Origin of the sequence: Oribacterium sp. oral taxon 108 str. F0425, assembly GCF_000214455.1 — a bacterium.
GTDB classification, from domain to species: domain Bacteria; phylum Bacillota; class Clostridia; order Lachnospirales; family Lachnospiraceae; genus Oribacterium; species Oribacterium asaccharolyticum.
Map to the genome: position 1 here is coordinate 1150116 of NZ_AFIH01000001.1, position 23744 is coordinate 1173859.

General features: G+C 41.7%; 16 protein-coding genes and 3 tRNA genes. 15 read left to right on the forward strand and 4 right to left on the reverse strand.

The genetic code is table 11. The features are described 5' to 3' along the window. Window positions 1–6: 6 nt before the first annotated feature. The 3 genes from arcC to HMPREF9124_RS05470 all read left to right on the forward strand — a co-directional run bounded on the left by arcC (window position 7) and on the right by HMPREF9124_RS05470 (window position 4006). A complete protein-coding gene (gene arcC, locus HMPREF9124_RS05460; RefSeq protein ID WP_009429522.1) occupies window positions 7–945 on the forward strand; it encodes a carbamate kinase in 939 nt (312 codons plus the stop codon). 22 nt (window positions 946–967) lie between these two features. Next, entirely contained in the window at window positions 968–2473 is a 1506-nt protein-coding gene (locus HMPREF9124_RS05465) for a YfcC family protein (protein ID WP_009427929.1), read from the forward strand. 225 nt (window positions 2474–2698) lie between these two features. Further along, entirely contained in the window at window positions 2699–4006 is a 1308-nt protein-coding gene (locus HMPREF9124_RS05470; protein ID WP_009428477.1) for a helix-turn-helix domain-containing protein, read from the forward strand. 31 nt (window positions 4007–4037) lie between these two features. Here HMPREF9124_RS05470 and HMPREF9124_RS05475 read toward each other — a convergent pair whose 3' ends face one another. From HMPREF9124_RS05475 to asnS, 3 genes are read right to left on the reverse strand one after another with little or no spacing between them, the layout of a single operon-like run. After that, window positions 4038–5978: an ATP-binding protein gene (locus HMPREF9124_RS05475; protein ID WP_009429290.1), complete on the reverse strand. Its 1941-nt coding sequence runs from the start codon at window positions 5976–5978 to the stop codon at window positions 4038–4040. Continuing rightward, window positions 5975–7030 (reverse strand): metallophosphoesterase family protein, encoded by a 1056-nt coding sequence (locus HMPREF9124_RS05480; RefSeq protein ID WP_009429785.1) that lies wholly within the window; start codon window positions 7028–7030, stop codon window positions 5975–5977. Before HMPREF9124_RS05480 ends, HMPREF9124_RS05475 begins: the two co-directional genes overlap by 4 nt. A gap of 14 nt (window positions 7031–7044) precedes the next feature. After that, entirely contained in the window at window positions 7045–8433 is a 1389-nt protein-coding gene (gene asnS, locus HMPREF9124_RS05485; RefSeq protein WP_009428659.1) for an asparagine--tRNA ligase, read from the reverse strand. 331 nt (window positions 8434–8764) lie between these two features. On the opposite strand from asnS, the gene HMPREF9124_RS05490 reads away from it, so the two are divergent. The 8 genes from HMPREF9124_RS05490 (at window position 8765) to HMPREF9124_RS05525 (ending at window position 19860) form a co-directional block, all read left to right on the forward strand. Then, window positions 8765–10246 (forward strand): C69 family dipeptidase, encoded by a 1482-nt coding sequence (locus HMPREF9124_RS05490; protein WP_009429571.1) that lies wholly within the window; start codon window positions 8765–8767, stop codon window positions 10244–10246. Window positions 10247–10308: 62 nt separating this feature from the next. Continuing rightward, complete coding sequence (locus tag HMPREF9124_RS05495) at window positions 10309–11517, forward strand: DUF819 family protein (RefSeq protein WP_009428154.1); 1209 nt, start codon at window positions 10309–10311, stop codon at window positions 11515–11517. Window positions 11518–11951: 434 nt separating this feature from the next. Then, the gene (locus HMPREF9124_RS05500) at window positions 11952–13226 is read left to right on the forward strand and encodes a glucose-1-phosphate adenylyltransferase (RefSeq protein ID WP_009428895.1); all 1275 of its coding nucleotides are present in this window, start codon (window positions 11952–11954) and stop codon (window positions 13224–13226) included. Continuing rightward, window positions 13223–14344 (forward strand): glucose-1-phosphate adenylyltransferase subunit GlgD, encoded by a 1122-nt coding sequence (gene glgD, locus HMPREF9124_RS05505; RefSeq protein ID WP_009428377.1) that lies wholly within the window; start codon window positions 13223–13225, stop codon window positions 14342–14344. Before HMPREF9124_RS05500 ends, glgD begins: the two co-directional genes overlap by 4 nt. 15 nt (window positions 14345–14359) lie before the next feature. Further along, window positions 14360–14635, forward strand: coding sequence for a septation regulator SpoVG (gene spoVG / locus HMPREF9124_RS05510; RefSeq protein ID WP_009428933.1), 276 nt, complete (start codon window positions 14360–14362; stop codon window positions 14633–14635). Between the two features lie 240 nt (window positions 14636–14875). Further along, complete coding sequence (locus HMPREF9124_RS05515) at window positions 14876–17752, forward strand: ATP-binding protein (RefSeq protein WP_009429164.1); 2877 nt, start codon at window positions 14876–14878, stop codon at window positions 17750–17752. Window positions 17753–17792: 40 nt separating this feature from the next. Then, window positions 17793–18521 (forward strand): LytR/AlgR family response regulator transcription factor, encoded by a 729-nt coding sequence (locus HMPREF9124_RS05520; RefSeq protein WP_009427889.1) that lies wholly within the window; start codon window positions 17793–17795, stop codon window positions 18519–18521. A gap of 13 nt (window positions 18522–18534) precedes the next feature. Then, entirely contained in the window at window positions 18535–19860 is a 1326-nt protein-coding gene (locus HMPREF9124_RS05525) for a GGDEF domain-containing protein (protein WP_009536516.1), read from the forward strand. 31 nt (window positions 19861–19891) lie between these two features. Here the strand turns inward: HMPREF9124_RS05525 and HMPREF9124_RS05530 are convergent, their stop codons facing one another. Then, window positions 19892–20680, reverse strand: a complete 789-nt coding sequence (locus tag HMPREF9124_RS05530) for a hypothetical protein (protein WP_009428467.1) — start codon at window positions 20678–20680, stop codon at window positions 19892–19894. A gap of 183 nt (window positions 20681–20863) precedes the next feature. Here HMPREF9124_RS05530 and HMPREF9124_RS05535 point away from each other — a divergent pair, with 183 nt between their 5' ends. From HMPREF9124_RS05535 to HMPREF9124_RS05550, 4 genes are all read left to right on the forward strand, one after another. After that, entirely contained in the window at window positions 20864–23161 is a 2298-nt protein-coding gene (locus HMPREF9124_RS05535) for a methyl-accepting chemotaxis protein (RefSeq protein ID WP_009429655.1), read from the forward strand. 338 nt (window positions 23162–23499) lie between these two features. Then, window positions 23500–23570, forward strand: a tRNA-Gly gene (locus tag HMPREF9124_RS05540). A gap of 5 nt (window positions 23571–23575) precedes the next feature. Continuing rightward, window positions 23576–23648 (forward strand) — tRNA-Phe (locus tag HMPREF9124_RS05545). A gap of 4 nt (window positions 23649–23652) precedes the next feature. Beyond that, window positions 23653–23724: transfer RNA gene (locus HMPREF9124_RS05550), tRNA-Gly, on the forward strand. Window positions 23725–23744 lie beyond the last annotated feature (20 nt).

Genomic DNA, 23744 nt, shown 5'->3' on the forward strand with positions numbered 1-23744 from the left:
AAGAGCATGGCAAAACGTATTGTTGTAGCTCTCGGGGGGAATGCCTTAGGCAATACCCCCGAAGAGCAGCTTGATTTAGTGCGTCATACCGCAAAGACAATCGTGGATTTGTCTGAAGCGGGTTATGAGGTGATTGTGGGCCATGGAAACGGACCGCAGGTAGGAATGATTAACCTGGCAATGGAGTTTTCCAGCACTAAGGGCGGAAACACACCGTATATGCCGTTCCCGGAGTGCGGCGCCATGTCCCAGGGATATATCGGATATCATTTACAGCAGGCAATTCAGAAGGAATTAAAGGCACGTCATATCGATAAGGAATGTGCTTCCGTTATCACACAAGTTGTTGTAGACGAGAAGGATCCCGGATTTGCTAAGCCGACGAAGCCGGTAGGAAGCTTCTATACGAAGGAAGAAGCTGACAAGATTGCCGCTGAGAAGGGATTTACTTTTGTGGAAGATGCCGGACGCGGCTATCGTCGTGTCGTACCATCTCCGATTCCGCAGCGTATCGTTGAGCTCAAGGTTGTTGAGCAGCTTGTGAAAGCTGGCGATATCGTGATTACGGTTGGCGGCGGCGGCATTCCCGTAGTAGAGACCGCTGACGGCTTAAAGGGCGTAGCGGCAGTAATCGATAAGGATCGTTCCAGTGCTCTTCTTGCGCAGGATATCGGAGCGGATATGCTGATCATCCTTACCGCTGTAGACAGAGTTTGCATCAATTATAACAAACCGGACCAGAAGGAACTTCCAACCATGAATCTGGCAGAAGCTGAGCAGTATATTGCCGAGAAGCAGTTTGCACCGGGCAGTATGCTTCCGAAGGTTCAGTCATGTATGGAATTCGTAAAGAATAATACCAACGGAGGAACCGCTCTTATTACCTCTTTACAGAAGGCAGCCCTTGCACTGAAAGGTGAAACAGGTACTATTATTACAAAATAACTAGAAGGGGGATAGTATTTCTGTGAAAGCGAAAAAACAATCTTTAACAGCGTTTAGTATTTTATTTATCATTTTGGCAGTTTTATGCATCATTTCCGTTCTTTTGAACGGACAGCCGATTAGCAACGATATTATTTCCGGTTTAAATCCCGATAAGTACGGTGATTTGGTTAAGACCGTTGCGGATGGTGGAACCGTTACCGTTGTTGGAGCTAAGCTGAATAACTTTTTTATGGCTTATCCCAATGGATTCGTTAATGCAGCGGACTTAATTGTATTTATCGTATCCATCGGCGGATTTATCGGCGTAGTGATGAAGACCGGTGCACTGGAAGCGGGTGTTTATCATCTGGTTAAGAAGATGCACGGGAAGGAAGAAGTTTTAATTGTAATCTTAATGGTTCTTTTCTCCATCGGCGGATCTACCTACGGTATGGCGGAAGAGACCATCGGCTTCTATGCCCTGATTACCACTGCACTGGTTGCAGCGGGCTTTGATACCATTGTTGCGGTAGCGACCGTTCTCCTCGGTGCAGGTTGTGGTGTTTTGGGATCCACCATTAACCCCTTTGCAACCGGTGCGGCAACCTCCGCATTACAGAGCGTAAATGTTCCTTACAGCAGTACAACCATCATGGTTCTCGGCTTTGCGCTTTGGGTTACTTCACTGCTTATCGCGATTATCTTTGTACTGAGTTATGCCAAAAAAGTAAAAGCGGATAAGGGATCCACCATCCTTTCCTTACAGGAACAGCAGGACATGAAGGATCATTTTATGAAGGAAGACGGCCAGACCTTGGAGTTTACCGGAAAGCATAAGGCCGTTCTGATTGTATTCGCTATTTCTTTTGCGGTTATGATTGCTTCTCTGATTTCCTATCAGGACATCACCTTTGGCGGAAATGAAGACGCTTATCTTGCGGCACTTGGCTGGTCCGATTTCTTAACCGGTGTTCCTCTTGGACAGTGGTATTTTGCGGAGTTGGCAGCTTGGTTTACTTTTGCAGCTGTTCTTGTCGGCATTATGGCAAGGATGTCTGAAAACGAATTGATTAATACCTATCTTGACGGAGCAAAGGATCTTCTTTCCGTAGCGCTTGTTATTGCGGTTGCCCGCGGTATCACGGTTGTGATGCAGGCAACACATATGGACTTCTGGATTTTGGATAAGTCTGCAGCAATTCTGAAGGGTGTTCCAGGATTCGTCTTTGCACCGCTTTCCTATGTCATTTACCTGGTACTCAGCTTCCTGGTTCCTTCCACTTCCGGATTGGCAGGATTCTCCATCCCGGTAATGGGCGGATTGGCAAACACTCTTGGATTCGATGCATCCGTAATGGTTGCCGTATTCTCTGCAGGTTGCGGTTTGATTAACCTTTTCACACCGACCTCCGGTGTTGTAATGGGTGGTCTGGGTGCTGCCAAAGTAGAGTTAAAGACCTATATGAAGTGGGGACTAAAGCTCTTTGTAGCAATCGGCATTGCAAATATCGTTGTTCTTTCTTTGGCAATGATGATTATTAAGTAGTTTGTAAGTAATCCTTGCAAAGCATATAAGAAGGACTTCTGCTTGGAAGTCCTTCTTTTTTTATACCCTATATTAAAAAAATTAAATTTATTTATAATATCTATGAATGAATTTGTGCTATAATAACAAAAACAGGAAAGAAACAATAAAAAAGTTCCTTCTTTTTCACTTTGGCGTTCCGGCATTCTTTAAGGAACTATGTGAACTGTTTTGAGGAAGAAATGGATGAGTAAAAAGGCAATTATGCAAGAAAGCTGGACATCGGGAATCAATCCTGTTTCCCTTTGTTCTTTTGATTATGAAGCGATAGAGAAGCCAACGAAGGCCATGATGCATCAGGCTGCTCGCTTTATGTATTTTAATAAGGGTGTCGGTAAGATTAAAATTGACGGGGTGGAGTATGATATTGTACCCCATACTTTATGTGCTATTACCCCTTGGAAGGTAACGGACATCATAGACGTTAGAGATACTTTGCACTTGAGCCTCATCGTTTATGACTTTCAGTTTATGAATACGATGCTGAAGGTGGCTCCCGGTTTGGAGGTGGATAGTACAAGCTTATTTACTTTTTTAGCGTCTCATCCGGTAGCTTACCTGGAAAAAGAGCAGATTTCCACGATTTATAGAATCATGTCCTCTCTGCAAAATGAATTGGGCGTGGATTCGGCAGTAATGAGACAGGCGGAGCAACCTTTCACTTTCCTTTATACGGTAGTAAAGATATTAGAGCTCATGGTAGAGTATCGACGATGTTTAGCTTTGACGGAAGAGGCTGTGAAGCAAAAAAACAATATTGGGATACAGAATTCTATCTTAAGCTATATCTATTTTCATTCAGCCGAGCACTTGACTTTGGAAAAGGTTGCAGAGGTCTTTTATATCTCCGAATCTTCCTTGTCCAAGAGGCTGAGCGATTTAACGGGAACAACCTTTACGAAGCTTTTAAATGATATACGGATTGAAAAGGCAACAGATTATCTGATCTATACCGGATTAACCTTGGAAGAAATTGCAGATATATTGGGCTTTTCCGATGCATCCCACCTTTCCAAGCATTTTGTGGAGAAAATGGGACTGACACCGAACAAATATAGAAAGGCTTATGGAAAAGAGGGGGCGGTGTATCGTCCCGGAGATAAGAATATTGCTCTGGAAGTTACCGATTATCTCTATAACCATTATGATGCGGATGACTTATTGGCCAGTACGATTTCGGAGAAGTACGGGATAAGCGTTTCGGAATTAAATCGAGCTCTATTATATTATACGGAAATGAATTTTATAACCTTGCTGAATTTTGTTCGAGTGAATAAGGCCAGTGAGATGCTGGTGGATTCGAATTATTCCATCCTGGATATTTCGGTTTCTGTGGGCTATAGTAATATAAAGACCTTTAATTTGAATTTCTACAAATTCAAAGGAATGACCCCCAGTGAATTTAGAGAGTCTATCACCTTGCAAAGGACAGATCAGTCTGAAAATAAGTATAAAAACAAGGATAAAAATAAAGAAAAGAAAAATGGAGTTTAATGAAAAAGTTCCCGGGTTACCGGGAACTTTTTTATAAGGAACGCATATGAAAAGGGATATCGAGCTGTTGCAAAACTTCGGCTTCTCTTTTATGACAGGTGAAGAGAAGAATCTGAGCAGGATATGCCTTATTGACAAAAGAAAGTGCTGCAGCCAGACGGTTTTCATCATACATGGCAAAGCTGTCATCAAAGAGTAAAGGAAGGTATTCTTTCCGTTCCTTTTGCAAGAGCTTTGCCATGGCCAAACGTAAAGAAAGATAAAGCTGATCGATTGTTCCGGTAGAGGCCTGCTCCAGAGGTAACATTGTTTCTTTCGTATTTACAAAGATACGCAGATTCTGGTCAATAAAAAGAGAATCATAGCGTTCCCCGGTGATATAGGAGAGAATTTTTGCGGTTTCTTTGTTTAAATAAAAGGCAAAGCTTTGATAAATCTCTTCGGATAAAGCGTGAATCCTTTCTTTTGCTTCGGCAATGGCTTCCAGCTTCTCACGAAGCTTCTCGTTGTCATAGAGACTTGGACGGATTTGCTCCGCTCTGTTTTGCCAACTGCCGATTTGACGCAATTTCTCTTCCAGCACGTTTTCTTCTTCCTCTAAACGCTTTTTTCTTTCCTCTTCTTTCTGTTCCTTTTCTTTCAACGCGGAAATATCGGTATTTAGCTCCTCAATTTTTGCTCGCTTTTCAGAAAGCAATGTGAAATTATTTTTTACTTCGCTATAATATTTATCCAATACATAAGGGCTAAAGAGAGAGGAAGGAGCGGATTTATCCACCTCTTCTTTACTGGAGTTTGAAAAAGCGGCGTATGCGGCAAAATTTCTCTTATTTGCAATCTCCCGGAAAAAAAGATTCTGCTTTTGTTCCAATTGGATACGTTTCTTTCTTTCCACAAAGCTCGTAAAAGAGAAAATTCCGAAGAAAAGACCCAAACAGAATGCCGGATAAAGCATGGGAACAGAACGAATCTGAAATGCAAAAACCTCGGAGATAGGGTAGTCGGTATAAAAATACAGATAACTCAATAAAGAGTAGCAGAGGAAGAGCACGGACAGGAAAAGAAGGCAAAACGGAAAAAGGAAAGCTTGCTTTTTTTGCCCGTCTAATGCCTCGCTTTCGGATAGAAGTTGTTTTACAGTGCTTTCTTCGTTCAGAACCTCTTCTTCCGAGTGGAAGCCCTCCTTGTGGACAAACTCCTCCAAAGTTTGTATTTCTTTTTGTAAATGCAATATTGCGGATATTTTATTTTCAAGCAAGTCCTTGTCATTTTTTTCTTCCTGAGAAGACGGAAACGCTTTGGCTTCGGAGGCAGAGTCTGAAATTAGATCCGGTGTTTCCTCGCGCTCTTTTACGGAAAGTTCTCTTTGGCTGTTTTTAACGTCTCCCAGTAAAGAGGAATATTCCTTTTCCGCCTGAAAATAAATCTGCTCTTGGATTCTCTTTTCTTCTTCACTAAGATAGGCAATGGCAGCTTCCGGATTAATGTGCATATTTCCACTATGTTCCATATTGGAAAAAATCTTTTGCAATTCTTTTACCATTTCGCGGTCGGTGCCGGATTTTAATTGACGAATAAATACCGTATTATGAAAGCTTTCCGAGGAAAAAGAGGAGAGCGCCTCTTCGAGAAAGCAATCGGCATCAGAGACGGGGGTGTTCGTGTCGAGCTGAAGAATCACTGCATTTCCGCCGGAGAGGAAATCCCGACTCAGACAATAGGACTTATTTTGATAGGAAAAGAAAAGCTTTCCGCCAAATGGCAGCTCCTTTTGGAACGGACGGTGACGAAAGAATTGCTCCTTCCTGCTCGGAGAAGAAGGAATACCGTACAGCATTCCCTGAATAAAAGCATGTAAGGTGGATTTTCCGGCCTCATTTTCTCCGTAAATTACATTGCAGAGGGGAGAAAAATCCAATGAAAATTGATGAAATTTTCCGAACCCCGAGATTTCCAAGCTGGTAATAATCATTTTTTTCCTCCGGAAAGCAGTGCAGAGATACCGTAATGCAAACTATCTTTTTCTCTGGCGGATAAGTTCTCATTTCCTTTTTTTAGGTAAGAACGAATATAAAATCCGATTAAATCGTTACTATGCTCACGGTAGAGGTTATAGAAGTCATATTCCGGAACACTTTCATCAATCCACTCAATGACGCGGCTGTTTTGGGGCAATAAATCTTCTCCGACATGGGTTTCGGGATCTCTTTTCCCGCTGAATTTGATGCGATAAATGTGTTGCATCCCTCTTTTCTTGATTTCGTCGGAGAGTCTGTTTCGGAGCATTTCGGTTCCTACACCGGTATCCAAACGGAAATGAAGCGAAATGTATTGTGTATCGGCAAGGCGAATAAATTGCAAAGCATCAATCTTTTTCTGCAAAGGATCGAGATTTCCCAAAAACACGCCGTGTTCCCCTAAATTCTCCTTACTGAGGGCTTCCGGTGAACCGGAAAAAACCACCTTATCCGCTAAAAGAATTTGTTTATCGGCTTCTCCCCCCAATGCAACATAGGAAAAAGGAAGAGCCTGCAACTTTTCCGGATTTTGCGGAAAAGGTTCTTCCCTTGAAACGTTGCAAAGCAGAACAGGAATCGCTCCGCTGTGTTCCGGGGTAAAATGCTCCAATGCCTTTTTTCTGTCAGCCTTTTCCTGTAAGCTGAGAATTTCAAGGTTTAATTCTTCAATATAAAGTTGTTCCTGTTCTTCTTTCAGGATATGTACATTTCGCGGGAAAATCGCAGAATTCAGAAAATGGTAGGAGAGGTCCGGTTTGGAATAAAAGAAGACATGACAAAAAGGAATCCGAGAGAGATTCTGTCGGATTCGTTCCACATCTTCCTTTAAAGGAGAAAAATGGAAGCTTTGTCCCAAAAGAAACAAAGCATCCACATTTTCCTTAAGTGCTAAATCTACAATTTTATCCAAAGAGGAGAGGAGGGCATTGCTCCGCTCTCTTCCCCATGATTTTTGTCCATCGGGAATCATCCCCAAATGGAGATCGGAGGCATGAATAAAACGCATGAACGTTCCTTCCTTTATAATTCGCAGTTGCCAACGGTTCTCGGGAAGGGAAGCACATCTCGTATATTGCTCATTCCGGTAATATACATTACCGCTCTTTCAAAGCCCAAACCGAATCCTCCGTGTCTGGTACTGCCGTACTTACGCAGGTCAAGATAGAATTGGTAATCCTCCATATTCATATTCAGCTCCTGCATCCGTTTTGTCAGTTTATCCAAATCGTCCTCTCTTTGCGAACCACCGATGATTTCTCCGATTCCCGGAACCAGACAATCCACTGCGGCTACCGTTTTTCCGTCTTCATTCAACTTCATATAGAAAGATTTGATGTCTTTGGGATAATCGGTTACAAAGACAGGACATTTATAGATTTCTTCCGTCAAATAGCGTTCATGTTCTGTTTGCAGATCCGAACCCCACTTGACCTTATACTCAAAACGGTCATTTACCTTTTCAAGCATTTCTACAGCCTCGGTATAGCTTACTCTGGCAAAGTCCGACTTTACAATATGTTGCAGACGCTCTAAAAGACCCTTGTCAACAAATTGATTCAAGAATTCCAATTCTTCCGGTGCATTAACCAAAACGTATTGAATAATGTACTTCAGCATGTCTTCTGCAATAAACATCACATCATCCAGGTCGGCAAAAGCCATTTCCGGCTCAATCATCCAGAATTCCGCGGCATGTCTTTGGGTGTTGGACTTTTCCGCACGGAAGGTTGGACCGAAGGTGTAAATATCGCGAAAAGCCTGAGCAAATGCTTCTCCGTTTAACTGCCCGGAAACGGTAAGGCTGGTTTTCTTCCCGAAAAAATCTTCGCTGTAGTCCACTCTGCCGTCCTTCATGGGGACATCGTTCAAGGGGAGTGTGGTTACCTCGAACATTTCACCCGCGCCTTCCGCATCGGATGCGGTAATCAAGGGAGTATGGACGTAGACAAAGCCTCTCTCCTGAAAGAAGGAATGAATCGCATAGGCAATTTGAGAACGGATACGAAATACAGCCTGAAAAGTATTGGTTCTGGGACGTAAGTGCGGGATAGTTCTCAAATACTCCAGACTATGCCTTTTTTTCTGTAAGGGATAATCCGGCTGCGTTTCCCCCTCTACGGAAATTTCCACAGCCTGCAGTTCAAATTCCTGCTTTGCTTCAGGTGTGGGAATAAGCTTTCCGCTTACGATAACGGCAGCGCCTACACCGAGCTTGGCAATTTCACCGAAGTTTGCCATTTCGTCATGATATACGACCTGAAGCGGTGTAAAAAAAGTTCCGTCAGAAATAGTGAGGAAGCCGAAATTCTTGGAATCCCGATTACTTCTTACCCATCCGCTGACACAAACCTCCTGGTTTAAATATTCCTCCTTGGAAAGGAAAATATCCCGAAGTCCTGTGATTTCCATAAGTCCCCCTTATACATAATTAAACTGAATGGCAGAGTTATAAAATGAAATTTTGCCATAAAAAGCAGCGTAATCGCTTAACTATCTTTGTAGTATACTTAAGCTAAGGCTTTTTTTCAAGATTATTTGCCTCTTCTTAAGCAGAGATAGATGCAGAAAAAAAGAGCAAAGATATTTCATGAAGGAAAAGAATAAAGAACAAAAAAGAAAAGTGTTAATTAATTTTATAATGAAAATAATTTATATAAAAGTTGCCGGTTTTTATAGATTTATTGACATTAATTCTTGTGCAAATTAAACTAAAATAAAAAATAATGAGAGGAGAAATGTGATGTCTTGTACAACGCTTTTGGTGGGGAGAAACGCCAGCTATGATGGTTCCACTATGATTGCCAGAAATATGGATTCCGGCTCGGGAGAGTATACTCCGAAAAAAATGCTCAGAGTTTCCGGGAAGAATGCTCCGAAGAAGTATAAATCGGTACTTTCTCATGTTGAAATTCCTCTACCGGAAAAGGCTTTGGACTATATTTGTTTTCCGGATGCACTGGGAGATAAAGGAATATGGGCAGGCGCGGGAACGAACAGTGCCAATGTTTCCGTCTCGGCTACGGAGACTATTACCAGTAATGAATTAGTGCAGGCGGCAGATCCTTTGGTGGTTTTGCATAAAGAAGGAAGAAAGGAGATTCCGGGTGGAATAGGAGAGGAGGATATGACAAGCCTCTTGCTTCCGTATATTCATACTGCCAGAGAAGGTGTGATTCGACTGGGAGAGCTTTTGGAGAAGTACGGAACCTATGAAATGAATGGTGTTGCTTTTTCCGATACCAAGGAAATATGGTGGTTGGAAACTATAGGGGGTCATCACTTTATTGCAAAAAAAGTGCCGGATGATGCTTATGTTATGATGGCAAATCAGCAAGGGATTGATTCCTTTGATTTGGAGGATGCATTTGGAAAACAGAAGGAGCATATCTGCTCAAAAGACTTAAGAGAATTTATGGCTGAGCATCATTTAAATCTGGATTTTGAGGGAGATTTTAATCCCAGGGCGGCATTCGGAAGTCATAGTGATGCGGACCACGTCTATAATACTCCGAGAACCTGGTATATTTTAAGAAGATTAAATCCGAATACTTTTCGCTATGAGGGAGAGTCGGCGGACTTTAAGCCGGATTCCGATGATATTCCTTGGGCCATGGTTCCGGAAAGAAAAATCACGCCTATGGATGTGAAATATCTGCTTTCTACTCATTTCCAGGGGACAGCCTATGATTGCTATGGAAAATTTGGAGATTTAAGTCGAGTTGGGCAAATTCGTCCTATCGGTATAGAAAGAACAAGCTTCCTTTCTCTTCATCAAAACAAGGAAGAAAAATGCAAGGACTTGGAGTGCATTACTTGGTTCACTTTCGGAGCCAATGTTTTCAATGCTTTAATTCCGATGTTTTCAGCTGTTACAAAAATTCCAAATTACTTTAGCAATACCAAAAAGGAGGTTAGTACGGACAGCTTCTACTGGCAAAACCGTTTGATTGGAGCTATGGCGGATGCTTCTTATCAAAAAAGTCGTTTTCATGTAGAAAGATATCAAGGAAGTGTACAGGCGAAGTGTTATCAGCTTATTGAAGAATATAAGAAGGAGGTGTCAAAAAGGAAGAGAGGGCAGGCGGAAATAACGGCATTGCTGGAGGAGTGCAATGAAAAGATTGCGGCCATTTGCAAAAAAGAAACGGCTGAACTTCTGGACAAAGTACTTTATGAGGCGAGCAGTATTATGAAAAATTGTTATTCCCGTTCCGATGCATAATGAAAAGATTCACCTTATTCTACTATCAATTTTAAAATCAAGATAAATTGAAGGAGGAAAATATGGGCACTTTAATTTCAGCTGAAGATACCTGGATGCTGTGGACGGTTTTGGCACTTAGTGCGGCGCTGTCTATTTATCTGGAGCAGAAATACAAATGGGCGAGTAAGATAACGGGCTGTATTTTGGCAACACTTTTCACTTTAATTCTTGCTAATTTGAATATCATTCCAACGGATGCACCGGTTTATGATGCGGTATGGGGCTATGTTGTACCACTTGCTGTTCCGCTGCTTCTTTTTAATGCCAATGTCAAAAAAATCTGGAAAGAGTCGGGAAGAATTCTTGTGATTTATCTGTTAAGTAGTGTGGGAACTCTACTTGGGGGCTTCGCCGCATTCTTTGCATTAAGAAATGCAATTCCCAAATTAAATGATATTATTCCGATGTTTGTGGGGACATATACGGGAGGCTCCGTAAACTTTATTGCGATGTCACAACAGTATGAGGTGCCGGGCAAGACGGTTTCCGCCGCTTTGGTTGCGGACAATCTTCTTATGGCGATTTATGTATTCGTGTTAATTTCTCTTCCTGCTATGGCGATTATCAAGAAGCTGTATAAACAGCCCTATGAGGATGCGCTCCGAGCAAATACCGCCGATCAGGATCAGAATAAGACTATGGCTGCCAAGTATTGGGGAGCCAAGGAGATTTCTCTAAAGGATATAGCTTTTGCGGTTGCAATCGCATTTACCATTGTTACCCTTTCCACAAAGCTTGCGGGTGTAATCAGTTCTGCATTTTCGGGAGGAGATGTTGTAAGTAAATTTATTGGTGGCTTCTTCGGGAATAAGTATCTTCTGATTACTACCTTTACCATGCTGATTGCATCCTTCTTCCCGAAGCAGATGTCGTCCGTTAAGGGAGCGCAGGAGATAGGTACCTTCCTTATCTATCTCTTCTTTGCAGTTATAGGAGCGCCTGCCTCTATACCGATGATTATTCGTGAGTCACCATTGCTTTTGGTATTGGCTTTGATTGTTGTGGCGACAAATATGATTGTTTCTCTGATTCTTGGAAAAATCTTTAAGTTTTCCATTGAAGAAATCATTATCGCTTCCAATGCAAATGTGGGTGGACCTACAACAGCGGCTGCAATGGCTGTATCAAAGGGCTGGACTGAATTGATTATTCCCGGTCTACTGACAGGAACTCTCGGCTATGTGCTTGGAAACTATTTGGGTATTTTTGTGGGTATGCTTTTACATTAAAATTATGAGAAAAGAATACTATTAATTTTTTGAAATATTAGACTATTAATAATAATTATCATATAAAATATTAGGAAGCAGAACAAAGCTCTGTTTCCTAATATTTTGTTATATTTAATATTTGTTTCGGAATTGCTTAAATATCTTGCTGATTAATAGAAATATAAACAAAACAGGAAAAGTTTCGATTGTTGGAGGAAAAAACGAAAAAGAAAAGTTAAATTCTATTTATGGCTACTATGTAAGGACATTTACACAAAATCCACAAGAATAAATTCTAATTTATGGTGAATATTTTAAGTTTAGCTGTTTTCAACAGCTTTAATTCGTGCTATAATTCAATTACCGGATGCAGGAGATTCTTTTTTGACTACAATTTTCTATAATCCGGATTCAGCCAGAGCGAGAATTCCCAGAAGCGGTGAGGTGTAAAGATGATCAAGAAGGAAATGATTGCCATGCTTTTAGCTGGTGGACAAGGTTCACGTCTTGGTGTTCTGACGAAGAATGTCGCAAAACCGGCAGTTTCATTTGGAGGGAAGTATTCCATTATCGATTTCCCGTTAAGCAATTGTATTAACTCCGGTATAGACACCGTCGGAGTCTTAACACAGTATCAGCCTCTCCGTCTCAATGCGCACATAGGGATTGGGATACCTTGGGACTTGGACCGAAACAGAGGCGGTGTTACGGTGTTGCAACCCTATGAGTCTTTACGGGATACAGGTTTTTACTCTGGCACGGCAAATGCCATCTATCAGAATATTGCCTACATCGAAAACTATGATCCGGAGTATGTACTGATTTTATCAGGGGATCATGTGTATAAGATGGACTATGAGGTAATGCTGGAATACCATAAAGCGATGAAAGCGGACTTGACTATTGCTTCTATGCCGGTACCCATGGAAGAGGCCAGCCGTTTCGGTATAACGGTGACGGATGAGCATGGCAGGATCACGGATTTCCAAGAAAAACCAAAAAATCCGAAGAGCAATTTGGCTTCGATGGGAATCTACATTTTTAATTGGAAAGTATTAAAGGAAGCTCTGATTCAAAACAAAGACGTTCCCGATTGCGATTTTGGCAAACACATTATTCCTTATCTTTTTCAGAAGCAGGGACAGATTTATGCTTATGAATTCAATGGATACTGGAAGGATGTGGGAACATTGCTATCCTACTGGGAATCCAATATGGAACTCATTGCATTGATACCGGAGTTTAATTTATACGAAGAGTATTGGAAAATCTACACGCAAACCGATAATGCGGCCCCGCAGTATATAGCAAGCGAAGCACAGATTGAGCGCTCTATTATTGCGGAAGGCTGTGAGATTCACGGAAAAATCCGGAATTCTATTATCGGTCCGGGCGTCACAGTGGAACATGGGGCAGTCATTACAAACAGCATCATCATGGAAAACACAGTCATCAAGGAAGATACCCACATCGACCAGGCTGTGGTGGCAGAAAATGTTATAATAGGAAAGGCTTGTGAAATCGGTATTGGAGAATACCAGGAATCAAGCTATGACAGCAGGGTTTATTGCTCGAATCTTGCGACCATCGGGGAAAATTCCCTGATACCGGATGGGGTAAGAGTAGGAAGAAATACAGCTATATATGGACCGACGGAGCTTTCCGACTATCCGGATGGACTTCTTGTTAGCGGAGGAGTGATTATCAAGGAGGAGGAAAGACTATGAGAGCTATCGGAATCATACTGGCGGGTGGAAACAACAAAAGAATGCACGAGCTTTCCAATAAGAGAGCCATTTCTGCTATGCCTGTAGCAGGAACGTTTCGTGCGATAGATTTTGCCCTTTCGAATATGTCCAACTCTCATATTCAGAAGGTTGCGGTACTGACGCAATACAATTCCCGCTCTTTAAACCAACATCTATCTTCTTCCAAATGGTGGGATTTTGGAAGAAAACAGGGAGGGCTTTATGTTTTTACTCCGACCATAACCGCTGAACACGGTGACTGGTTTAGAGGAACAGCAGATGCTCTCTACCAGAACCTTGTTTTTTTACAGTCTTCTCATGAGCCTTATGTGATTATTGCAGCAGGAGATGGGGTATATAAACTTGACTACAACAAGGTACTAGAATATCATATCGAAAAGAGAGCGGATATAACCGTTGTTTGCAAGCCTATTGATGCAAACGATGATATTTCCCGCTTTGGCTGTCTGAAAATGAATGAGGACAGTCGAATCGTGGACTTTGAGGAGAAGCCTGTATTTACGGATGCCAATATACTTTCTTGTGGAGTCTATGTCATTCGAAGAAGGCTTCTGATTGAGCTTTTAGAAAAAGCCCACGACGAAGATCGCTATGATTTTGTAAAGGATATTCTGGTTCGCTATAAGAATTTAAAGCGAATCTACGGTTATAGACTGAACACTTATTGGAGCAATATTGCTTCTCTGGAGTCCTATTACAAGACGAATATGGACTTCTTAAAGAGAGAGATTCGGGATTATTTCTTTAAACAGGCGCCTGGTGTTTACACAAAATTGGCCGACAACCCGCCTGCAAAATACAATCCGGACAGTAATGTGCATAACTCCATTGTGGCCAGCGGTTGCATTATCAACGGAACGGTTGAAAATTCCGTTCTGTGCCGTAAGGTCTACATTGGAAACAACTGTATCGTTCGGAATTCGGTAATCCTGAATGATGTGTATATCGGAGATAACAGCGTATTAGAGAATTGCATCGTGGAGAGCCGGGACACCATTCGCGCCAATACAACCTACATTGGAACACCGGAGAATATCAGAATCGTCATCGAGAAAAATGAAAGGTATACCATGTAAAAAGGAAGGAGTATCATGGAGGTTACAGATGTACGGGTTCGCAAGGTTGACAAAGAAGGTAAGATGAAGGCCATTGTTTCTATCACTTTTGATGAGGAATTTGTAATTCACGACATTAAGGTTATCGAAGGAGAAAAGGGCTTATTTATCGCTATGCCTTCAAGAAAAACTACGGACGGGGAGTACAGAGATATTGCGCACCCTATCCGCTCCACCACGAGAGAACTGCTTCAACAAACTATTTTGGAAAAATACCAAGAAGATGCTGAGGAAGAGAGCGAAGCACTTTGAGCTCAGCAGAAGAACACAACTCTAGAATCAGAAAAGATTGCATGAAACAAAGCCATGCATCTTTCTACGAGGGAAAACTCCAATGGAATAGTTTGACTCGCGCAAAAAAGCTACTAAGAGATTGACCCTCTCTTAGTAGCTTTTTGTTTCAGATAATTTAATTTTATACCTTTTTCTATTTTTGTCGAAATACTAATTGGAAAAATGTGCTCACAAGTAGAAGGGAAGTTTAGAGAATAAATGAAAATAATTACAGAACGGAAAATGCGCTTTATTTATCTCTTATTTCTGCTATTCATTTTTATCTTTATTTTTGGAAGCTCTGTACGAGAATATTACAGGCTTGGTTTTCGTGAGCATAAATTTGAAGTGCTCAAAACGGGGTGGCAGAGAATTCTTCCCGACGGTTCAAAAAAGAAACTGGGCTCTTCGGAAGAGATGGTTCTGATTAAGGATTTACTGATTGAGAGACAGCTTCCGAGTGAGGTTCCCTATTCTTTGACATCACTTTATATCAAGACAATGCATCAGGATTTAACAATTTGGATTGATGAAAAGCCGGTGTATCAGTTTGACTATCAGGATATTCCTCCGTTTAACAGTAAAATCCCTCCTTTGTACTGGGTGCGTCTCCCGATACAGAAGGATCAGTTGGGGAGTACGATTCGAATCGAATTCAGAGGAAGAGCCAGAAGCGTTGAAAATACCCTGGAAGGACTGTATTTTGGAGAGGATTTATCCATCATTTGCGAGATTTTATGGAAGAATATCTTGCAGATCTTTGCGTCTCTTTGTTTGATTTTCATGGGAATCGGTCTGCTTGTGGAATATCTTATTCTGGATCGAAGGAGAGGAGAGGAAAAGGGCTCATTTTATTTGGGAGCCGTTCTGTTCTTTTTAGGACTTTGGATGGGGTGTCAGATTGATGCCAGACAGCTGATTTTCAATAATATTTTGTTGATTTGGAATATGGAATATCTTTCTTTGATTATGATTCCGATTCCGGCTTTGTTGTTTATCAATAAAGTGGAAAGGGGAAATTGTCAAAGGGGGATTTATTGGCTGTGCTTATCGATAGCACTTTGTGATCTTTTGATCATTGTTTCCGCGGGAATAGGTCTGTACAGCTTTGCGGAATTGAACTTATTGATTGACTGCATACTTCTTTTGACCTGTTTTGCCATTGCAAGAAGCTTTGTCGTGATTCGCTGGCGTGATCCGGATCTTTTTAAAGATTTAACATGGATGATAGGTGCCGGAAGTACCCTTATCTCCTTCAGCTGCATTGAGCTTGTGTCCTTCTTCTTAAACGGTTATGAAAACCAGGGGCGTTTTCTTTCCGTTGGAAGTGTGATTTTCGCTTTCCAGATGATTCATATGCAAAGTATGGAATACGATAAGGTTCGAAATGAAAAGAATAAGCTGGAGGTTGCCGAAAAGGTCCAGTCCGAGTTCTTGGCCAATATGTCTCATGAGATTCGCACGCCAATCAATACGGTTATCGGGATGAATGAAATGATTCTCAGAGAGAGTCATGATGATGTTGTCTTGGGGTATGCCAGAAATATTCAGGTTTCCGGAGAAAGCCTGCTTTCTTTGGTGAACGATATTTTGGATTTTTCGCGTATTGAATCTTCAGGAATCAAGTTGGTTCCCAAACCCTATGAACTTGCCAATTTATTGCATGAACTCAGTAATACTGCCCGCTTTAGGGCGGAATGGAAGAATCTGCGTTTCTCCGTAATTGTGGATGAGGATACACCGGCAGTCCTTTTTGGAGATGTTTTCCGCGTAAGGGAGGTACTTGTGAATCTCCTGGATAATGCAATCAAGTATACCGATACGGGAACGGTTACGCTGACGGTAACTTTTAAAAGCTTGCCTGTGGAAGAGAAAAAGTTTTCTTTTAATGAGGAGGATGCAAATGTAAGTCCGGAGGATAGGGAGGAACAGCCCCCGGCTAATGCTGTCCCCGTAGAATTGCAATTTGCGGTGAAGGATACCGGATTGGGAATCAGTGAAAAAGATCAGAAATTGGTTTTCCAAAAATTTCAAAGAGTGCATTCCGGCTGGAGAAAGAACATCCAGGGAACCGGTTTGGGACTTCCAATCACAAGATATTTAACAAAATTGATGCATGGGCGCATAGAATTAAAAAGTGCTCTGGGAGAAGGGTCCTGCTTTACGGCTTATATTCCTCAGTATCGTTTAAATGATGAATCCATCGGGAACTTTGAAGACCGATACAAAAAGCAAAAAGGGGTCGGAAACGGTTTCAATAAGGGATTTATTGCCAGTGACGCCAAAATTCTGGTTGTGGATGACAATGAACTGAATCTGCAATTGGTGAAGAATCTTTTGAAGCGTACCGAAGTACAGATCGATGTTGCCTATTCCGGTGAGGAATGTTTGGAAAAGTTGGCAACGGGAACTTATGATATCGTTTATTTGGACCATATGATGGCCGGGATGAACGGTGAGGAGACTTTGGAAAAAATTCGGGAACAAGCCATTGAAAATCGATATGGAAAGCCCATTCCCGTTATTGCTTTTTCCTCTAATGTATACTTATTTGAAAGCCATAAGGATGGAAGCAGTAAATTTGATGCTTATCTTTTGAAGCCTGTAGACGGGAATGAACTCGATAAGAGCCTTTATACCTTCCTACCGGAAAATTTGATCAGGAAGAGAAGCAATGAGGAATATTTTGAGGCGGAAATGAAGAAGCATACCATTTCCGAAAAGGAGGACAAAGAGAAACTTCTGGATCGTGAGATTGGCTTGGCTTATTGCATGCAGGATGAGTCGGTCTACCAGGAAATCCTTACTCTATTTAAAGAAAACAGTACGGAGAAACAGAAGGAGTTGGAAGATGCTTTCAGCAGTTCCGATTATGCAAAATACAGGTTATACTCCCATGGCTTAAAAACGACTTCTCTTACTGTCGGAGCAGTATTGCTCTCGGAAAATGCGAAAAAAATGGAGTATGCGGCTAAACGGGTGGTTGAAGGAGTTGAAAAAGAGGAGGCAATACAGTATATTCGTTATAATCATAGTGCTTTTATACGGCTATATAATAAGACGGTAGAGGAGGCCTCGAAGTATTTGGAGCCTTAAAATAAAAGATAGGGGGTTGTGATAACTTACAGGTGACGTAATGGACAGGTTAAAGATTGTGGTTTGTGATGATGAGATAGTGCAACAAAAACTTATGAAAGCCCTATTGGAAAAGTATTTGCTGGAGAATGAAATGCAGGCAGAGCTTAAGCTCTATCCTTCAGGGCAGAGCTGTCTACAGGATAGCCGGGAAATATTGGATGCGGATATTTTCCTCTTGGATATTTTCATGCCGGAATTAAACGGGATTGATATTGCACGAGAACTGAAAGATCTGGGAACAAACGGGAAGATTATTTTCATTACCGGTGGAAATGATTATATTACAGAGGCATTTGAAATTCATGCTTTTTCCTATATTCAAAAGCCGGTGGAGTATGAAAAGTTTGCCAAGGTAATGAATGCTGTTGTGCATTGTTTGGAGAAAGCAAGATATATCGATATTATTGCGGATCGTGAAAAGAGAAGAGTCTATTTGGCGGATATTCTCTATGTGGAAACGTTAGGAAGAAGACTGGTGATTTATACGAAGGATGAGGAATTGGAAACCTATCTTTCGGTGAAAAACTTCATGGATGAATATGGCGGAAACGAGTTTTTGCAAATTTCTCGCTATGCTGCTGTTTCCAAGAGCAGAATCCAGAGAATTGTGGGACGAAGTTTATATCTGATGAACGGAAAAGAGCTATTGGTCAGTGAAAAGTACTTACCTACCACAAAAAAGTTACACATTGAATATATTCACACCAAAAAAGTGGCAAATGTTTAGAATGTGAGGAAATATGTTGCAAAGCATAGTAATCGTTGATGATGAAACTATTCCGCGGAAGATTGCCGAGAAGGCGCTGAAGGACAAGTATGTAGTAAGTGCCTATGCCGATGCGAGAACGGCTCTTTCGGAGCTGACAGTTACTCGCCCTAACTTGCTTTTAGTGGATTTACATATGCCGGATATGGACGGGTATGCCATTTTAAATGAGATTAGACAGCTGGAAGATCACGAGTTAAGCAATGTGCCGGTTGTGATTATGACATCCGACGATGATGCTAAAAATGAGATTAAGGGATTTGATTTAGGGGCTTATGACTATATTCGGAAGCCTTTACTTCCCGACGTGTTGATTCGACGTGTAGATCGGATTATGAAGGGGGAAGAAACTTTAAAGCATCTGGAGAAGAAGGCGGAAATTGACATTTTGACAGGTCTTCTGAATCGGAGCGCTTCTATACAACAGATTAATGAGAATCTGAAGATGCGCAGGGAAAGCGGTTTGCTTTTGATGATGGATTTGGATCATTTTAAGCTGGTAAATGACCGTTATGGACATGAGATGGGAGATAAGGTTCTTTCTCTGGTGGCCAATACTCTAAAGAAATTTGTCCGCTCCGATGATGTTTTAGGGAGAATTGGCGGAGATGAGTTTGTGATTTTCTATAGAGGCTTTTGGAAGGATGAGGCCTTACAGGAAAGATGTGAAGAAATCTGCGGAGCGGTAAAACGGGTAGTTGCGGAGACTTTACAGACTTCGAAGATGCAGTTTGGAATTTCCATCGGTGTTTCCTCCTCGCCCAAAAACGGCTTGGACTTTCTTAGCCTTTATCAGAAAGCCGATGAAGCAATGTATCATGTCAAGTCCGGCGGGAAGGGCGGCTATTTTGTTTACAATGAGGATGATGAGGAAGAAAAAGCGGAAGCAAATATTATTTCCTTAGAATCCATTCAAAAACGAATAGAGAATCGCGATTTCTTCCCGGGAGCTTATATGGTGGATTATAATGATTTTTGCAGTATCTACCATTTTATCAAACGTAGCGGAGAAAGAGGGCATATTCCGGTACAGATGGTGCTCTTTACGGTAGAAGAATCGGAGGATGTTGATCGCAGAGGGCTGGAAGAGCGTATGCAGGCTTTTGGAGAACTTCTAAGCCAAACCATTCGAAGAGGGGATGTTGTTGTTCGTTGCAGCAATAAACAGTACATGATTCTTCTTGTCGGAACAGAGAAGGAAAACAGTTTGATTGCCATTGATCGGGTTATGCAAAAGAGAAGTGAAGAAGAAAAAAGAAAATACCCGATACATTATGAAATCAATACCTTGATTTCCTAATGAACGGGTATAGCAGGAAAAGCTGCAGGTTTTAGTTTTTCTTCTTGGAGGATTTTTTTTCGGAACTGCTTTCTGTCTTGGAAGAACTTTTATCGGAATCGCTTCCTTTTTTGGAAGCGGTTTCTTTTTTATTGTCGGATGATTCTTCTTCCAAATCCGCCTTTGTTTTAGGATAGGGAGAATCTTCCAAATTGAAGTTTCCGCTTACCTGATTCCCTGCATTGTCGGAAACATAGACGGTAATGCCGTTTGTTTTCATGGAAAACTGGACCGTACCGGTGTTTTCATCAATATTTTTTGGCTTTATATTGTCGCCATCCTTGTCTATTCCGTAAATCGAAGCGAAGTCAACGCCCGACTGTGTGTCGCTTACCGTAAACTCCACATAACCGGAACCCAGAACGACATGGTCCTCATCGATGACGGGAGGATTTTCATCAAAACTGTTGATTTGGGAATTTACCACCTTTTGCATTCCGTTGATAGAAGTCACACTGATTCGAAGATTTCCGTTACTGCTGACAGGAATAAGGTAATTTTGATTTTCTTTTGTAAAATTCAGTTCTTCTCCCTCCAGCTTTGCGGAAAAATTCTTAATCGGAAGAACGGAATCCACATGCACGAGCACAGCCAAGGCGTTTTTGTCTCCATGCTCTGTCGGATCATTGACCTGCAATTTGGGTGTGGCCAGGACAAAGAAGAGTATGCAGGAATTTAGAACAAGATAGGGTAAAACATAATGTAAAAGTATGGAAAGGAAGGGGGACTTCTTTTTCTTTTTTTTCATGTAGAAATCCTGTTTTCTTCCGGATTCAGCCATAATTCAGCCTCCTTTATATCTTAATACTGGCAAAAAAGTATAGCAAAACTTCCATGGACTGGCAAGATAACAAATCTTAATATAGTCTTGGAAAAAATAAAAATAAAATTTTAATAAATATTATATTTCAAATACTTTTCTCCGATAATGAGGTAGATTGGTTTTTTTAGAGGGGAGAAAACAATGAAATCGATTCGTAATACTTTAATACTTTGCATGTTATTACCCATCGTGGTTGCTTTTGCTATGTTGGGTGGCACCTTAATGCTGTACATGAGTAATATCAGTGTTTCCGATGGAAACAAGACTATGCCGATTGCTGCCGCACAGACGGGAGAGTCTGTGGATGGCGTCTTAAATCTGGTACAGTCGAAGGTGGATTCCTTGGTGATGGCAACTTCCAGCCTTGCGGATGAAGACAAAATTCTCGGGAAGGACAGTCAATACTTTAGCGATTTCGAGAAGCGTATGAATGAGCTGGTTGTTTCCTCCACAAAGGATATCAACGGCTTGGTAGCTTCTTATATTCGTTATGACCCGAAGCTCACCTATGGTACTTCCGGAACGTTCTATACGGATGCGGACGGAAACGGTACTTTGGAAGAAGTGACTCCGACGGATTTGGGTGCATATGATCCCAGTGATATGGAACATGTCGGATGGTTCTATACGCCGTTGCAAAACAAGAAGGCAACTTGGATGGAGCCGTATTTTAATGCGAATATCAATAAAACCATTATTTCCTATGTGAGCCCGGTTTATTTAAAGAGCGGGGAAGGCTTTGCGGTTGTCGGAGTGGATTTTGACTTTGATTACCTGAATCAATTGTTTTTAAAGCATCAAAAATACCATCCGGGAGATACCTATCTTTTAAATGCGGACGGAAAAATTTTATATCATCCGGATTTTACAAATGGAGAAAATTTTGCTGATATTTTAGACGGAAAATACAAAAATGTTATCTCCCAAATTCTCAGTACGGACAGCGGATACGTAAATGAGGGAAGTAAAAAGGATGCTGTTTTGCTGGGCTTCAGTACACTTGACAATGGCTGGAAGGTAGTGGTAACACCGGACCACAAGGATATTTACGGAGCCATTGAAACCCTGCAGATGACTTTGGGATTCTTCATTGCGGTTTATCTGATTATCATGCTCTTCATCTCGCTTTGGGTAGGAAACAAACAGGCTAAACCGATTCTGGCACTTACCAAGTCGGTGAAAAAATTGGCCTCCGGTTCTTTAGACGAAGAAATCTCGGTAAAGAGCAGGAATGAAATCGGATCTCTTGCACATGGACTCAGACAATTGGTAGGACAATTAAAGGATTACAGAGCTTATATTCAAGAGATTACGGACAGCTTAAATGAGATTCAAAACGGTAATCTGAACATTGAGCTGAAGAATGAATATGCAGGAGAGTTTGCTAAGGTCAAGGTGGCTCTTTTGGATTTGTCGGATAAGCTGACAGATTTAATCGGGAATATTCAACTTTCCTCCGATCAGGTTTCCGAATCTGCAAAGAATGTGTCAAACGGAGCGCAGAATTTGACGGAAGGCTCGATGTCTCAGGCAAGCAGTATCGAAGAGTTGTCTGCAACAATCAGCGATATCTCCTCACGAATTAAGATGAATGCGGACAATGCGGGAAAGGCCGATTCTGAAGCCAAGGTAGGGCAGGAAGAGTTATTAAAGAGCGATGGACAGATGCAGGAAATGAAGAAGTCCATGAACCATATCAATGAAAAATCAGCGGAAATCAGTAAAATCATCAAGACAATTGATGACATTGCTTTCCAAACCAACATTCTCGCCTTAAATGCGGCAATTGAGGCTGCCAGAGCGGGTGAAGCGGGAAAAGGCTTTGCGGTTGTGGCTGACGAAGTTCGTAATCTTGCGCAGAAATCTGCTGAAGCGGCGCAAAATACAACTGTGCTTATCGATGAGACGGTAAAAGCGGTTGAAGTGGGAAGCAGTCTTGCGGACAGCACGGCAAATACTCTGCATCAGGTAGTTGAAGGACAAAATTCTTTAAGTAATTTAATCACGGAAATCGCCAGGGCCTCTGAGCAACAATCCTCTGCAGTATCCCAGATTACTACGGGAATTGAGCAGATTTCCAGTGTTGTACAAAATAACAGTGCTACCGCACAGGAAAGCTCTGCAGCGAGCATGGAGTTAAATGAACAGGCTGAGAAACTGCGAAATCAAATCAGCAGATTCCGCCTTCGCGAAAGAGACAAGTCCGGCTTAGATGCAGAACCGACTGTTGTTCCGGATGAAAAAGAGGAAGTTTTGGAAGAAGTTCCGGAAAACAAAGAAGTTTTTCGGGAAGAAACAAAACGTTCGGAATATAATAAACCGGTTAAGGCGGTAGATGTACGCTCGGAATATAATAAACCGGTTAAGGCGGTAAATGTACGTCCGGAATATAGAGAAGCGGAAGAAGAGTTTGTCTCGAACGCAGGAGATAAATATTAAAGCGCAGAGAAATAGAAGAAAGAGTGACACGATTATTTCGCTTGTTTGTCATGGAGAAGAGCATTCGTCCTTTCCTTTTTGGGAAGGGGCGGATGCTTTTTCACTTGTTTTGGAGCGAAAGGAAGGCAACAGACATTGGAACAAAGAAAGGCGACAGACATTGGAACAAAGGAAGGTGGAAAACATATTGGAACAAAGAAAGGTGACAAACATATTGGGAAGGAGCGGAAAAACAGGTGCTTCCGAGACTTCAGCAAAAAAAGAAAAAAACGTTGACAAGATTATAAGGCATATAGTAATATATCGTTCGTGCCTCGAAAATAGAAGAGAACACAATTGCGGGTGTAGTTCAATGGTAGAATGTCAGCCTTCCAAGCTGAACACGTGGGTTCGATTCCCATCACCCGCTTTTTTGCCCAGATAGCTCAGTCGGTAGAGCAGAGGACTGAAAATCCTCGTGTCACTGGTTCGATTCCGGTTCTGGGCATTGTGCGCGAGTGGTAGAGTGGTACTATGTCTCCTTGCCAAGGAGAAGGTCGCGGGTTCGATTCCCGTCTCGCGCTCTCAGAGTAAATCGAAGGAT